The organism is Micromonospora sp. NPDC049580, assembly GCF_040675595.1.
Lineage (GTDB): Bacteria > Actinomycetota > Actinomycetes > Mycobacteriales > Micromonosporaceae > Micromonospora.
This window is the reverse complement of record NZ_JBFAPG010000121.1, coordinates 1-13,745: the sequence shown is the minus strand read 5'-3', so window position 1 is coordinate 13,745 and position 13,745 is coordinate 1. Positions and strand designations below refer to the sequence as shown.

Annotated in this window: 9 protein-coding genes and 2 pseudogenes; 9 read left to right on the top strand and 2 right to left on the bottom strand. The window is 73.2% G+C overall.

From position 1 onward, the window contains the following. The 3 genes and pseudogenes from AB0J68_RS13135 to AB0J68_RS13125 form a co-directional block, all read left to right on the top strand. Nucleotides 1-102: pseudogene (locus AB0J68_RS13135) on the top strand (hypothetical protein); the annotation flags it as partial. A gap of 913 nt (nt 103-1,015) precedes the next feature. After that, the gene (topA, locus tag AB0J68_RS13130) at nt 1,016-3,850 is read left to right on the top strand and encodes a type I DNA topoisomerase (RefSeq protein WP_363938435.1); all 2,835 of its coding nucleotides are present in this window, start codon (nt 1,016-1,018) and stop codon (nt 3,848-3,850) included. 79 nt (nt 3,851-3,929) lie between these two features. Continuing rightward, the gene (locus AB0J68_RS13125; protein WP_363938432.1) at nt 3,930-5,156 is read left to right on the top strand and encodes a CapA family protein; all 1,227 of its coding nucleotides are present in this window, start codon (nt 3,930-3,932) and stop codon (nt 5,154-5,156) included. An 8-nt stretch (nt 5,157-5,164) separates the two neighbouring features. Here the strand turns inward: AB0J68_RS13125 and AB0J68_RS13120 are convergent. Further along, nucleotides 5,165-6,475 (bottom strand): annotated as a pseudogene (locus tag AB0J68_RS13120) (D-arabinono-1,4-lactone oxidase); the annotation flags it as partial. A gap of 226 nt (nt 6,476-6,701) precedes the next feature. On the opposite strand from AB0J68_RS13120, the gene AB0J68_RS13115 reads away from it, so the two are divergent. Continuing rightward, nucleotides 6,702-7,307 carry a TetR family transcriptional regulator gene (locus AB0J68_RS13115; protein WP_354860638.1) on the top strand — a complete coding sequence of 202 codons (606 nt, stop codon included), beginning with the start codon at nt 6,702-6,704 and terminating at the stop codon, nt 7,305-7,307. A gap of 21 nt (nt 7,308-7,328) precedes the next feature. Here AB0J68_RS13115 and AB0J68_RS13110 read toward each other — a convergent pair whose 3' ends face one another. Next, entirely contained in the window at nt 7,329-8,534 is a 1,206-nt protein-coding gene (locus AB0J68_RS13110) for an amino acid deaminase/aldolase (protein ID WP_354860615.1), read from the bottom strand. Nucleotides 8,535-8,851: 317 nt separating this feature from the next. Between AB0J68_RS13110 and tmk the strand changes: the two genes are divergently transcribed. The 5 genes from tmk (at nt 8,852) to AB0J68_RS13085 (ending at nt 13,655) form a co-directional block, all read left to right on the top strand. Then, nucleotides 8,852-10,942 (top strand): dTMP kinase, encoded by a 2,091-nt coding sequence (gene tmk / locus AB0J68_RS13105; protein ID WP_354860636.1) that lies wholly within the window; start codon nt 8,852-8,854, stop codon nt 10,940-10,942. Continuing rightward, a complete protein-coding gene (locus tag AB0J68_RS13100) occupies nt 10,942-12,216 on the top strand; it encodes a DNA polymerase III subunit delta' (protein WP_355065459.1) in 1,275 nt (424 codons plus the stop codon). Before tmk ends, AB0J68_RS13100 begins: the two co-directional genes overlap by 1 nt. A 122-nt stretch (nt 12,217-12,338) precedes the next feature. After that, the gene (locus tag AB0J68_RS13095) at nt 12,339-12,668 is read left to right on the top strand and encodes a YbaB/EbfC family nucleoid-associated protein (RefSeq protein WP_007454690.1); all 330 of its coding nucleotides are present in this window, start codon (nt 12,339-12,341) and stop codon (nt 12,666-12,668) included. Nucleotide 12,669: 1 nt separating this feature from the next. Next, nucleotides 12,670-12,975: a hypothetical protein gene (locus AB0J68_RS13090; protein ID WP_354854687.1), complete on the top strand. Its 306-nt coding sequence runs from the start codon at nt 12,670-12,672 to the stop codon at nt 12,973-12,975. Beyond that, the gene (locus AB0J68_RS13085) at nt 12,975-13,655 is read left to right on the top strand and encodes a hypothetical protein (RefSeq protein WP_363938427.1); all 681 of its coding nucleotides are present in this window, start codon (nt 12,975-12,977) and stop codon (nt 13,653-13,655) included. The genes AB0J68_RS13090 and AB0J68_RS13085 overlap by 1 nt, the downstream gene beginning before the upstream one ends. The last annotated feature ends 90 nt before the right edge of the window (nt 13,656-13,745 follow it).

Sequence of the window (13,745 nt, the reverse complement as noted above, 5' to 3'; positions counted from 1 at the left end):
GACTCGCTGCTGGCCAAGGTGATCGTCTGGGCGCCCGACCGGGAGCTGGCGCTCAACCGGCTGGAGCGTGCCCTGGAGGAGTTCGACATCGCCGGTCCGGGCGAGGTGGTCCGGATGGGCGGCACCGCCCGGCTCGCGGTGCGGGTGGACGCCGCCTGGCGGGTGCACGTGCTCGTCGCCGAACTGGCGCAGCGCGGACTGGCCGCGAGCTGGGAGCCGACCGAGGACGAGCGACACACCGTCCGGACGTCGTACACCCGGCTGTTGAAGCCGCTCGCGGTCGCCTGGCTGCACGGCCCGGCGAAGCGCCCGCCGGCCGTCTTCCACCTGACCGGCCGGCGGCTGCGGCTCTGGCTCGCCGCCGCCGGGACGCCGGAACCGCCCAGCGGCTTCCTGCTGCGGCTCGGCGAGGGCGACCAGGAGTCGTGGGACGCGATCGGCGCCGCCCTCGCTGCCGCCGGCCTGGCCGGCACGTTGCTCGGCCCCGGCGAGGGCGGCCCGGCGTACCGGATCACCGGCCGGCGCCGGTTGGCGCGGCTCGCCGAGCTGGTCGGCCCACCGCCACCGGCGGCGCCAACGGACGCCTGGCCCTGACCGTGGTTCCGCCGCTCGTCGGCGTCGATCTTGGAGTTGTGGTGGTGGACGTACTTCTCTTTCGGGGCCTAAACGCCCACCACAACCCCATGATCGATGTGAGCGGGGGTGGCGCGGGGTGAGGGCGGGTGAGGTGTCTGGTGTTGGACAGCTGGGCTTGAATGGGCCGGTTGGGGTCCGCCATCGTCACAGTGACCCGCTTCGAGCCCTACTCACGGTGTACGGTGGCGCCGTCCGGCAGTGCCGAGCACGGCGGGGCGGGAGTTGACCGCCGCGCCGCAGCGGATTGCCGCCCGCGAAACCCGAAACGCGGACGGCGCGTTACGTTGGACATCCGGACCGCCGGTGCCGCGGCGGGGTCGAGAGCGGTCGCTGTCGTAGGCGCCGGCAGGCCACGAGCAGGAGTGAGGTCGACAGAGACGTGCCGAGCAAAGCTGGAACCACCCGTCTGGTCATCGTCGAGTCACCGGCGAAGGCTAAGACGATCTCGGGCTACCTCGGCCCGGGGTACGTCGTGGAGGCCAGCTTCGGTCACGTCCGCGACCTGCCGCGCAACGCCGCCGACGTGCCGGCGAAGTACAAGGGCGAGGCCTGGGCCCGCCTCGGGGTGGACGTGGACAACGGCTTCCACGCCCTCTACGTCGTCTCCGCCGACCGCCGGCAGCAGATCAGCAAGCTGGTGAAGCTCGCCAAGGAGGTCGACGAGATCTTCCTGGCCACGGATGAGGACCGCGAGGGCGAGGCGATCGCCTGGCACCTGGTGGAGACGCTCAAGCCCAAGGTTCCGGTCAAGCGGATGGTCTTCCACGAGATCACCAAGCCGGCGATCCAGGCGGCGGTGGCCAACCCCCGGGAGATCGACCGCGACCTGGTCGATGCCCAGGAGGCCCGGCGGATCCTCGACCGGCTCTACGGCTACGAGGTCTCCCCGGTGCTGTGGAAGAAGGTCATGCCGAAGCTCTCGGCCGGCCGGGTGCAGTCCGTGGCGACCCGCATCGTGGTCGAGCGGGAGCGGCAGCGGATGGCCTTCCGCACCGCCGAGTACTGGGACATCCTGGCCACCCTCGCCGTGGCGAACGCCGGTGAGGGGCCGCGCGCCTTCAACGCCACCCTGATCGCGCTGAACGGCGACCGGATCGCCACCGGTAAGGACTTCGAGCCCACCACGGGTCGGGTCCGGGCCGGCGCTGGCGTGGTCCACCTGGACGAGGGCGGTGCCCGAGGGCTCGCGGCCCGCCTCGACGGGCGGCCGTTCACCGTCACCCGGGTCGAGGAGAAGCCCTACCGCCGTCGCCCGTACGCGCCGTTCATCACCTCGACCCTCCAGCAGGAGGCGGCCCGCAAACTGCGGCTGTCCTCGCAGCAGACGATGCGCACCGCGCAGCGCCTGTACGAGAACGGCTACATCACCTATATGCGTACCGACTCGGTCAACCTGTCGGAGACCGCCATCTCGGCGGCCCGCCGGCAGATCGTCGAGCTGTACGGCGAGCGCAGCGTTCCGCCGGAGCCGCGCCGCTACACCGGCAAGGTGAAGAACGCGCAGGAGGCGCACGAGGCGATCCGCCCGGCGGGGGACAACTTCCGCACCCCGGGCGAGGTGGCCAAGGAGCTGTCCGCCGAGGAGTTCAAGCTCTACGAGCTGATCTGGCGGCGCACCATCGCCTCGCAGATGACCGACGCCGTCGGTTCCAGCGTGTCGGTGCGCATCCGCGCGGTCTCCACCTCCCAGGAGGAGGCCGACTTCGGCGCGACCGGCAAGACCATCACCGACCCGGGCTTCCTGCGCGCGTACGTCGAGTCCAGCGACGACGAGAACGCCGAGGCCGAGGACGCCGAGCGCCGGCTGCCCACCCTGGTCAAGGACCAGCCGCTGACCGCCGACGAGTTGGCCGCGCAGGGCCACCACACCCAGCCGCCGTCGCGCTACACCGAGGCGTCGCTGGTCAAGGCCCTGGAAGAGCTGGGCATCGGCCGCCCGTCCACCTACGCGTCGATCATGCAGACGATCCAGGACCGGGGGTACGTCACCAAGCGCGGCCAGGCGATGATCCCCACGTTCCTGGCCTTCGCGGTGATCGGGCTGATGGAACGGCACTATCCCCGCCTGATCGACTACGACTTCACCGCCAGCATGGAGAACGAGCTGGACGAGATCGCCGGCGGTGACCACGCCGCGGTCGACTTCCTCACGGCGTTCTACTTCGGCAGCTCCAACGGCGCCGGCGACCAGGACATCGCCCGCTCCGGCGGCCTCAAGAAGCTGGTCACCGAAAACGTCAGCGAAATCGACGCCCGCAGCGTCAACTCCATCCCGCTCTTCACCGACGACGACGGGCGCGAGGTCGTCGTGCGGGTCGGCCGGTACGGGCCGTACCTGCAACGGGAGCTGCCCGGCGGCGAGCAGCCGGCACCGGCTGCCGAGGGTGAGGAGGGCGGCACCCAGGGTGACCGGGCGCCGATCCCCGAGGGCCTGGCCCCGGACGAGCTGACCCCGGAGAAGGTGCACGAGCTGTTCCTCGGCGGCAGCGGCGAGCGCAAGCTCGGCGACGACCCCGCCACCGGCGAGCCGATCGTGCTCAAGTCCGGCCGCTTCGGCCCGTACGTGTCCAGCGGCGAGCGGAAGTCGTCGCTGCTGCGCTCGCAGACACCGGACTCGCTCTCCCTGGAGGAGGCGCTGCGGCTGCTCAGCCTGCCCCGGCTGGTGGGCGTCGCGCCCGACGGCGTCGAGGTGTTCGCCAACAACGGTCGCTACGGCCCGTACGTGAAGCGGGGCGAGGAGTTCCGCTCGCTGGAGTCCGAAGAGCAGATGTTCACGGTCGGCCTGGACGAGGCGTTGGCCCTGCTGGCCGCCCCGAAGACCCGGGGCCGGCGGGCTGCCGCGCCGCCACTGCGGGAGATGGGCGTCGACCCGGCGACCGAGAAGCCGCTGGTGATCAAGGACGGCCGGTTCGGCCCGTACGTCACCGACGGCGAGTTCAACGCGTCGCTGCGGCGCGGACAGACTCCGGAGGCGCTGACCCTGGAGGAAGCCTCCGAGATGCTCGCCGAGAAGCGGGCCAAGGGCCCGGCGCCGCGCAAGAAGGCGGCGGCCAAGAAGGCACCGGCGAAGAAGGCCACGGCGACCAAGAAGACGGCCGCCGCCAGCAAGTCCACGGCCGCGAAGAAGACAACGACCGCCAAGGCGACGGCGAAGAAGGCGGCCCCGAAGAAGGCGGCCCCGAAGAAGGCCACCGCCAGTCCTGCCGAGAAGTGACAGCCAGCACGCCACCCCTAATGGGTTAAATGTCCAAATCGGTGGCGGGGCTCTGGTGTGGACTGCCTAACGTGAGGGGATGTTCGCAGCCCCTGTTTCGCGCCGCCGTGCGCTCGTCGGCGCTGCGGCGGGCACGCTGCTGCTCGCCGTGGTCGCGGTCGGCATCCGGACGATGGACGCGGGCAGCCCCTCGCCGGCCGGCGCCACCGCGTCGCACGCTCCCCCGCAGACCGTCGCCCCCGGGCCGTCCACCGGGCCCACCCGGGATCCGGCCAACCGGCGGACCGTGCGACTCGTCGCCGCGGGTGACGTTCTGATCCATCCAGCGGTGACCGACCAGGCGCGCCGGGACGGTGCCCGTGCCGGCGGCATGGACTTCGCCCCGATGTTCGCCGGGGTCGCCCCGGCGGTCCGCGGCGCCGACCTGGCGCTGTGCCACCTCGAGACGCCACTGGCCGATCCCGCCGGCCCGTTCGCCGGCTATCCGTCGTTCAACGCGCCCCCGCAGGTGCTCGACGGGCTGCGCGCCACCGGATTCGACGGCTGCTCGACCGCCTCCAACCACACCCTCGACCAGGGCGCCGACGGGGTGGCCCGGACAATCCGCGCCCTCGACGCCGCCGGGCTGGGGCACACCGGCAGCGCCCGCAGCGCCGCCGAAGCGGCCCGGCCCCGGATCTACCAGGTCGGCGACGTCCGCGTCGCCCACCTGGCGTACAGCCTGAACTTCAACGGGCTGAGCCGCCCCCCGGGCAAGCCGTGGCTGGCCAACCTGATCGATCCGCCCGAGATCCGCGCCGCCGCCCACAAGGCGCGCGCCGCCGGCGCCGACATCGTCGTGCTCAGCCTGCACTGGGGTACGGAGTATCAGCACCTGCCGGACGCCGACCAGCGCGCCTGGGCCCGGCAGTTGATCTCGTCGCCCGACGTGGACCTCATCCTGGGCCATCACGCCCACGCGGTGCAGCCGTTCCAGCGCTTCGGCGACAAGTGGGTGGTCTTCGGCATGGGCAACGAACTGGCCCGGCACGAGGAGCCGATCGACGACAACCGCGAGGGTGTGATGGCCCGGGCGACCTTCACCGAGACCGCGCCGGGGCGCTGGACGGTGACCCGGATGGAGGCACTGCCAACGTGGACCGACCTGGCGCCGGCCCTCCGGCTGGTCGACCTGACCGCAGCGCTTGCCGACCCGGGCACCCCGCCAGGTCTGCGGGGCGACTACCGGGCGGCGTACCAGCGGGTGCTCGGCTACGTCCGGGCTCTCGGTGCCGGCACGGACCAGGTGGAGGCGTCGGGCGGCTGAGCGCCTCCGCCGAGGACGCGGTCGAGGTGGGCGTTGGCGAACCGGTGGTCGGGGTCCAGGCGGTCGCGTACGGCCAGGAAGTCGCCGAACCTCGGGTAGGCGGGGGCCAGGCTGGCGGCGTCCCGGTAGTGCAGCTTGCCCCAGTGCGGGCGGCCACCCAGCCCGGCGGCCACCTCCTCGAAGGCCCGGAAGTACGGCTCGTACGGCGTGCCGACGTACTGGTGCACAGCGATGTACGCGGAGTCCCGACCGTAGCCGTGCGACAGCCAGATGTCGTCGGCGGCGGTGAACCGCACCTCGACCGGGAAGAGCACCTTGAACGGCAGCCCGTCGACGATCCGCTGCAGCGCGGCGAGCGCCTCGGGTAGCGCCTCGCGGGGCAGGCCGTACTCCATCTCCACGAAGCGGACCCGGCGTGGGGTGCAGAACACCCGGTCGGAGCGCCCGGTGTACTGCCGTTCGGTGAGTGCGCGGGCGGAGACGGCGCTGATGCCGGGTGCCAGCGCCGGCACGGCTCGGCCGATCCGGCAGGCGCCGGCGAAGACCGTGTTGGACAGGAAGTCGTCGTCCAACCAGCCGCGCCAGCGGGACAGCGGCCGGTCGTTGGCGGGTACCCGGTCGTTGGTCTTGACCTGGACCCGGGACGTGTAGGGGAACCAGTAGAACTCGACGTGGTCGTGGCCGCCGATCAGAGTGGGCAGGCCGGCGAGCACATCGGCCAGCGCGGCGGGCCGTTCGTGGGCGTGCAGGACGAAGGCGTCGACGCAGCGCAGCGTCACCTCGACCAGCACCCCGAGCGCGCCGAGCGACACCCGGGCGGCGGCGAAGACGTCCGGGTGCTCGTCGGCGGAGCAGCGCAGCACCTCTCCGCTGCCGGTGACCAGAGTGATCGCCTCGACGAAGGTGGACAGGCAGCCGTAGCCGGCGCCGGTGCCGTGGGTGCCCGTGGAGATTGCGCCGGCGACGGTCTGCGCGTCGATGTCACCGAGGTTGGGCAGGGCGAGGCCGTGCCGGGCGAGCAGGCTGTTGAGCGTGTGCAGGGTCATTCCGGCCGGTACGGTGACGAGCCGGTTCGCGACGTCGACGCTGACGGTGGTGTCCAACTCGGACAGCTCCATCCGCCGGTCGTCGGCGAGCGCGATGGCGGTGAAGGAGTGGCCGCTGCCGGTCACCCGGATCCGGCGGCCCTCGGCGGCGGCGGCACGGACGGCCTCGGTGACGTCGGCCACCGAGCCGGGGCGGAGGATGGCGGTGGCGGAGCCGCGCTGGTTGCCGGCCCAGTTGGACCAGGGGGCGGTGAGCGGTGCCGTGTCGACCATGCGCGCTCCTCATTCATGAATATGAACTGACTTCATATCAGGAACGTTGTACCTGGTAAATACCGCAATTGCGATCCGCTCGTTGTACCGGTAGTCACGGACTCGTGACGTGGAGATATGTTCATCCGTCGAAGGGGGGTGGCGCCGAGTGTCCACACCAGCCGCCACGACCGGGCCGCTGCGCCGCGTACCGGTGCAGGGTCGAAGTGTCGCGCGGGTACAGCGCATGTTGGATGCCTGCGCCGAACTCGTCGACGAGGTGGGGTACGAGGGTCTGACCACGACCCTGCTCGCCGAGCGGGCCGAAGTGGCGATCGGGTCGGTCTATCAGTTCTTCCCGGACAAGCGGGCGATCGTGCAGGCGTTGACCCTGCGCACGATGGAGTCCTACCTGCAGCGGCTCGACGAGCGCTTCGCCTCCGACGAGATGACCCACTGGTGGGACGGCGTCGACGCGGGCATCGACGAGTACATCACGATGCACCGCACCGTCCCGGGCTTTCGTACTCTGCACTTCGGCGACGTGGTCGACCTGCACCTGCTCGATGAGCAGCGGGACAACAACGGCGTGATCGCCGACCAGTTGGCGCGGGTGCTCACCGAGCGCTTCGGGCTCACCGACGTGCCGAAGCTGCGCTTCGTCCTGGAGATCGCGGTGGAGGCCGCCGACGCGCTGATCAAGCTCGCGTTCCGGCGGAAGTCCGACGGCGACGAGCGGGTGCTGCTCGAGGCGAAGGCGCTGATCCGGGAGTACCTGCATCGCCAGGTCGACGGGCGCGACAGTGGCCACCCCGCCGACGAGCAGCAGACCGAGGCCGTCCAGCACGCCTGAGTCGGCGCGCGGGGCGGCCCGTCAGAGGAACGCGTGGCCCTCGCCCCGGTAGGTGGGCACGGTCGCCACGATCGCGTCCCCCTCGACCAGGTGCAGCTCGTTGACCCGTTCGCACAGCTCACCGGCCTTGGCGTGCCGGAACCACACCCGGTCGCCGACCCGCAGGGTGGCCGCCGCCGCGCCGGAGAGCGGGGTCTGCACCTCGCCGGCTCCCTCCGTGGCGACGAGCTTCAGGCCGGCCGGCAGCCACGGCCGGGGCAGCCGGCTGTCGGCGGCCTGGCCGGAGGCGATCCAGCCGCCGCCGAGCACCGTCGCCAGCTCCGGCGTCGGCCGGCGGACCACCGCGCAGGCGAAGAACGCCGCCGGGGTGGGCCGCCACGCGCGGTACGCGTCGAACAGCGTCGGCCCGTACAGGCCCGATCCCGCGGTGACCTCGGTGACCGCGGGATCGGCGCTGGTCGCGGCCACGCTGCCGGTGCCGCCGCCGTTGACGAACTCCAGGTCGGCGTGCTCGCGTACCGCCGCCACCGCCGCACCCCGGCGGGCCAGCAACTCGCGGTACGACCCGCGCTGGGCCAGCCGGATCGCGCCGGCCAGCAGCGTCCGCCCCGGCGGCGCGTCGCCCAGGCCGGCGATCTGCGCCTCGTACGACATGAGCCCGACCAGCCGGAAGCCGGCGCGGCCGGCGACGGTGGCGGCGAGCGCGCCGGCCGCCCGGGCGCTGTGCACCGGTGAGCGGCGGACGCCGACGTGCACCCCGCGCAGTGGTCGCCAGGAGGCGTCCAGGTCCAGGCAGAGGCGCAGCTCGGCGCGCTGCCCCGGGGCTCGGACGGTGTCGATGAAGTCCAGTTGCCCGGTGCCGTCGATCATCAGCGTGATCGCGGCGGCGAGCGTCGGGTCGGCGGCCAGCTCGGCGAGGGCCGCCCGGTCGGCGCTCGGGTACGCGACCAGCACGTCGTCGCTCATGCCGGCGCGGACCAGCCAGATCGCCTCGGGCAGGGTGAACGCCATCACGCCCTGCCAGCCGGGGCGGGCGAGCGCCCGGCCGATCAGCTCCCGGCTGCGCACCGACTTGCTGGCCAGCCGGAGCGGCTTGCCGGCGGCGCGGTCGGCCAGGGCCGCCGAGTTGGCGTCGAAGGCGGTGAGATCCACCACGGCGTACGGGGGGTCGAGATGGGCGGTCGCCCGGTCCAGGCGGTCGCGCAGTTTGTCGCTTTCGATGGCCACGTGTGCACGCTAACTGTCCGACGGTGAATGCGAAATACCCTCGCGTACGTCCCGGGCTGCGGCCGGCGCCCCCGGCGGCCTAGGCTCAGCGAGCAGGAGAATGTCGCCGGTGGGGCGGCCCCCACCGGGTCTAGAGTGTTCCACCGGGGGTGCCCAGCGATGGGCCGGCACGTGGAGGTACGGCCATCGAAAGCCAGAACAGCGGCGAGTCGCCCGGCGTGTCGCGCGCGGGTGACCAGTCGGGCAACGCCGCCAACCAGTCCAGCTCCGGTCAGGTCGATCCGTCCGGCTACGCCGCGATCCGCTCGGTTCTGCGGATCAGGCCGTTCCGGCGGCTCTGGATCGTGCTCGGCGCGGCCTCCTTCGGCGACTGGCTCGGTCTGCTGGCCACCGCTCTCTTCGCCGCCTCCCAGGTGCAGGGCAGCACCGCCCAGGGCGCCGCGTTCGGCGGTGTGACCGCGATCCGGCTGCTGCCCGCGCTGGTGCTCGGCCCGGTGGCCGGCGTCTTCGCCGACCGGTTCGACAGGCGCTGGACGATGGTCATCTGCGACCTGCTGCGCTTCGTCCTATTCGCGTCCATTCCGCTCTACGCCCTCAGCGGCGCCCCGGGCGGCCTGGTGGTCGGCTGGGCGCTGATCGCCACCTTCCTGATCGAGTCGATCACCCTGCTCTGGATCCCGGCCAAGGAGGCCGCGGTCCCCAACCTCATCCCGCGGGCCCGGCTGGAGGCGGCCAACCAGCTCACCCTGATCACCACGTACGGCCTCACCCCGGTCGCCGCCGCCGTCGGCCTGGCCGTGCTCGATCGCGGCGTCCGTGGTGCCGTCGGCGGCGACCTGCCCTCCTGGGCGGAACCGGCCCAGCTCGCGCTCTGGTTCAACTCCTTCACCCGGCTCGCCACCGCACTGGTGGTGGCCTTCGGGATCAAGGAGATCAGCGAGGCACAACGCGGTGAGGCCGGGCGTTCCGAGCAGAGCATGTTCCGGCAGTTCTCCGAGGGCTGGAAGTACATCGGCCAGACCCCGCTCGTGCGTGGTCTGGTGCTGGGCATCTTCGGGGCGTTCGCCGGTGGCGGCATCGTGGTCGGCACGGCCAAGTTCTTCGCCAGCTCGCTGGGCGCTGGCGACGCCGCGTTCTCGCTGCTCTTCGGCGCCATCTTCGTCGGTCTGGCCCTCGGCATCGGGCTCGGCCCGATGATCGTGAAGGACATGTCCCGGCGTCGGTGGTTCGGTATGAGCATCGTGCTGGCCAGCGCCGCCGTGATGACCCTCGCCTTCGCCATCCACCTGTCCATGGCGATCGTCGGAGCGGTCCTGGTCGGCGCCGGCGCCGGGATGGCCTTCCTGGCCGGCACCACGCTGCTGGGCGGCGAGGTGGCCGACGAGGTGCGCGGCCGGGTCTTCGCGGTCGTGCAGATCGGCACCCGGCTGGTGCTGATCCTGGCCATCGGGCTGAGCAGCGTGTTGGTCGGCGTCGGCGGCTCCCGCAAACTGACAATCGCCGACCTCGGCATCTCCGTCTCCTCCACCCGCCTGCTGCTGCTCGCCGCCGGTGCCGCCGGCATCTTCGCCGGGATCAGCGCCTTCGGCCAGATGGACGACAAGAAGGGCGTCCCCGTCCTCGCCGACCTGTGGGGCTCGATCCGTGGTCGCCCGCTGATGCCCTCCGAGCCGTTCGTCTCCGCCGGGCTCTTCGTGGTGTTCGAGGGCGGCGAGGGCGCCGGCAAGTCCACCCAGCTCACCGCGCTCGCCGAGCGGCTGCGCGGCCAGGGGCACGACGTCCTGGTCACCCGCGAACCGGGGGCCACGGCCGTCGGCCAGCGGATCCGGTCGCTGGTGCTGGACACCTCCGGCGACGAGGCGCCCTCCCCGCGCGCCGAGGCGCTGCTCTACGCCGCCGACCGGGCGCACCACGTGGCCGCCGTCGTTCGGCCCGCGCTGGTCCGTGGCGGTGTGGTGATCAGCGACCGGTACGTCGACTCGTCGCTCGCGTACCAGGGCGCCGGGCGGACGCTGCCGGTCGACGAGGTCTCCTGGCTCTCCTCCTGGGCCACCGGTGGGCTCAAGCCGGACCTGGTGGTGCTGCTCGACGTCGAGCCGCGGACCGGCCTGTCCCGGGTGGCCTCGCGCAACGCGGGCGCCGACCGGCTCGAGGCGGAGTCGATCGCCTTCCACGAGCGCGTCCGCTACGCGTTCCTGGACCTCGCCGCCGCCGACCCGAAGCGCTACCTGGTGCTCGACGCGTCCCGGCCGGTCGACGAGATCACTCAGCTGGTGGTCCGGCGCGTACAGGAGATGCTGGGCAAGCCGGGCGGCATCGTGCACCCCCGCCCCGCGCAGGGCCCGGACACCTCGGTGCAGCCGGAGTTATCCGACGCGGAGCTGGTGACGATGGAGCACAAGACCTGATGCCGGACGTCTTCGCCGATCTGGTCGGCCAGGACGAGGCGGTCGCCGAACTGCGCCGGGCCGCCGGCGCGGCGGCGGCCGTGCTGCGCGCTGGCGCGGCCGACCGGACGCCCGCGCTGATCGCCGCCGGCCCGGCCAGCGAGGCCGCTCCCGAGACCGGTGGCACCGAGCCCGGCGCGCTGGACCCGTCCACCGGGATGACGCACGCCTGGATCTTCACCGGGCCGCCCGGTTCCGGTCGCTCGGTCGCCGCCCGGGCCTTCGCCGCCGCCCTCCAGTGCACGTACGGCACCGGCTGCGGCGAGTGCCCCGGCTGCCACACCACGATGGGCGGCACCAACGCCGACGTCCGGATGGTGGTGCCGGAGGGGCTCTCGATCGGCGTCGGCGAGATGCGCGCGCTGGTGCTGCGCGCGGCAAGCACCCCGTCCGGCGGGCGCTGGCAGGTGGTGGTCATCGAGGATGCCGACCGGCTCACCGAGGCGGCCGGCAACGCGCTGCTCAAGGCCATCGAGGAGCCGCCACCGCGTACGGTCTTCCTGCTCTGCGCCCCGTCCACCCACCCGGACGACATCTCGGTGACCATCCGGTCGCGCTGTCGTGTCGTACCCCTGCGGCAGCCGCCGGCCGCGGCGGTGGCCGAGGTGCTGGTCCGTCGGGACGGCATCGCGCCCGACGTGGCGCAGTGGGCGGCGGCGGCCGCGCAGGGGCACGTGGGTCGGGCTCGCCGGCTGGCCCGCGATCCGGAGGCCCGCAAGCGGCGTGAGGCGGTCCTCGCCGTGCCGCGCCGGCTGACCGGCGTCGGCGCGGCGTTCGACGCGGCGTCCGCGCTGATCGAGGCGGCCGAGGCGGAGGCTGAGGCGTCGGTGTCCGAGGCGGACGCGACCGAACGGGCCGCGCTGGAGACCGCGCTCGGCGCGGGCGGCACCGGCCGGGGCGCGGCCGGCGCGATGCGCGGTGCCGCCGGGCAGCTCAAGGAGTTGGAGAAGCGGCAGAAGTCGCGGGCCACCCGGGCCCAGCGGGACGCGTTGGACCGCGCGCTCGTCGACCTGGCCGGCTTCTACCGGGACGCGCTCACCATGGCGCTGCGGGCCCCGGTCGATCCCGTGCACACCGACACCGCCGCGCTGGCCGGCGCGGGGGCCCAGAAGTGGGACGCCGAGGGGTCGCTGCGCCGGCTGGAGGCCGTCCTCGCCTGCCGGGCGGCGATCGAGGCGAACGTCAAGCCACGGATCGCGGTCGAGGCGATGATGCTCGCCCTCTGGAAGGGCTGACCCGCAGCTCCAGCCGGTTGTCCACAGCCATCGACACGCGCGATTGCTGTGCGGTACGGTCCGGTGTGCCGTGGTGACGGTGACGGCACGCTCAGTGAGGGGCCATCCGGGAGGAGTCGCCGATGCCGCGGGGGGAGATCGACGAGGCCTGGATCGAGGAGGCGGTGCGGCGCTACCGCCGCATCGAATCGCTGCAGGCCGAGTTCGACCAGGCCGTGTCGACCGTCGAGGTCACCGTCCGGTCGCCGGACGGGTTGGTCGAGGTGGTGGTCACCGCCGGTGGGCGGATCACCGACGTCCGGTTCCTCGGGCCGCTGCACACCCGCAGCCCACGAGACGTGGCGGGCTCGGTGCAGGCCGCCGTCACCGCGGCCGCCGACGCCGCCGAGTGGGCCCGGGAGAAGCTGCACAACGAGACGTTCGCCGCCTACCGACCGCTCGCGGGGGCCTGACATGGACACACTGCGCGCGCTCTCCGCCCGGCTCGACGAGGCGAGCGCCACGCTGACCACCCTGTCCCACACGGTCACCGCCAGCGACCCGGCCCAGGCCGCGTTCGGCACGGACGCCCCGGGCCGCCCCGGCGAGATCGGTCGCGCGCTGCACCGACAGTGGACCGCCGCCACCGACGACCGGGCCCGCGAGGCACGGGCCGCCGCCGCTCGGCTCGCCGCCGCCGCCTCGGCGGTCCGCGAGGCCGCCGACCGGTACGCCGAGGTCGACCGCGCCGCCCGCCGCCGGATCATCGGGGAGCCGTGATGGACCCACTGGACCGGCTCGCCGAGCCCGGCCTCGACCTGCTCCACCGGGTGGACGCGTTGCTCGCGGCCGGCGTTCCCGAGGGCCACCGGGTCTGGCCTCTGCTGCGCCGGATGCAGGTGCTGCCGGGTGACGCCGTCCGGGGCTTCCTCGACCTGCACCCGGCGCCGCTGGCCAGCGCCGGGCACGCGGTGCGCCGGCTGGTCCGGGGGTACGACGACGTTGGCGCGGCCCTCACCGACCCGGTGCTCTGGTCCGGTCCGGCCGCCTCGGCGTACGGGCAGGAACGCGCCGCGCTGCTGCGCCATCTCGACGAGGGCCCGGAGAGCCTCATCGGGCGACTGGAATCCACCGCCGGGTACGCGGACGCCCTCGCCGACTGGGTGGAGGGCAGCCGCCTCGCCCTGGCCCGAACGATGGCCGACGTGCTGCGCTCGGCCGAGGCGGTGGCCGTGGTCACCGCCACCGCCACCGGCCCGCCGGCCCGCCTGACGCCGGTCGGGCCGGGTGTCGCCGACGCGGCCGAGATCGCCGCGCGGGTGCTGGCGGTGCTGTGCGTCGCGTACGACGGCGCCGAGACACTGCTGCGCCAATGGGCGCCGAGCCTGGCCGAGTCCACCTGGCGGTCGTCGATGGACGCCCGTCCCCGCTACGACCAGCCCACCCGGGTCGGCTGGTAGCCGATCGCCGCGTCCCCCGACAGGCCACGGCGTCGCTCGCGGGCGCCCGTTGGCGCAGCAGTGTCTCGGCGCCGTCGTACGCGACGCACA

Coding starts and splice junctions, on each gene's coding strand:
- AB0J68_RS13090 (WP_354854687.1), top strand. CDS start 12,670: ATGGACACACTGCGCGCGCTCTCCGCCCGGCTCGACGAGGCGAGCGCC.
- AB0J68_RS13100 (WP_355065459.1), top strand. CDS start 10,942: ATGCCGGACGTCTTCGCCGATCTGGTCGGCCAGGACGAGGCGGTCGCC.
- AB0J68_RS13095 (WP_007454690.1), top strand. CDS start 12,339: ATGCCGCGGGGGGAGATCGACGAGGCCTGGATCGAGGAGGCGGTGCGG.
- AB0J68_RS13115 (WP_354860638.1), top strand. CDS start 6,702: ATGTTGGATGCCTGCGCCGAACTCGTCGACGAGGTGGGGTACGAGGGT.
- AB0J68_RS13125 (WP_363938432.1), top strand. CDS start 3,930: ATGTTCGCAGCCCCTGTTTCGCGCCGCCGTGCGCTCGTCGGCGCTGCG.
- AB0J68_RS13085 (WP_363938427.1), top strand. CDS start 12,975: ATGGACCCACTGGACCGGCTCGCCGAGCCCGGCCTCGACCTGCTCCAC.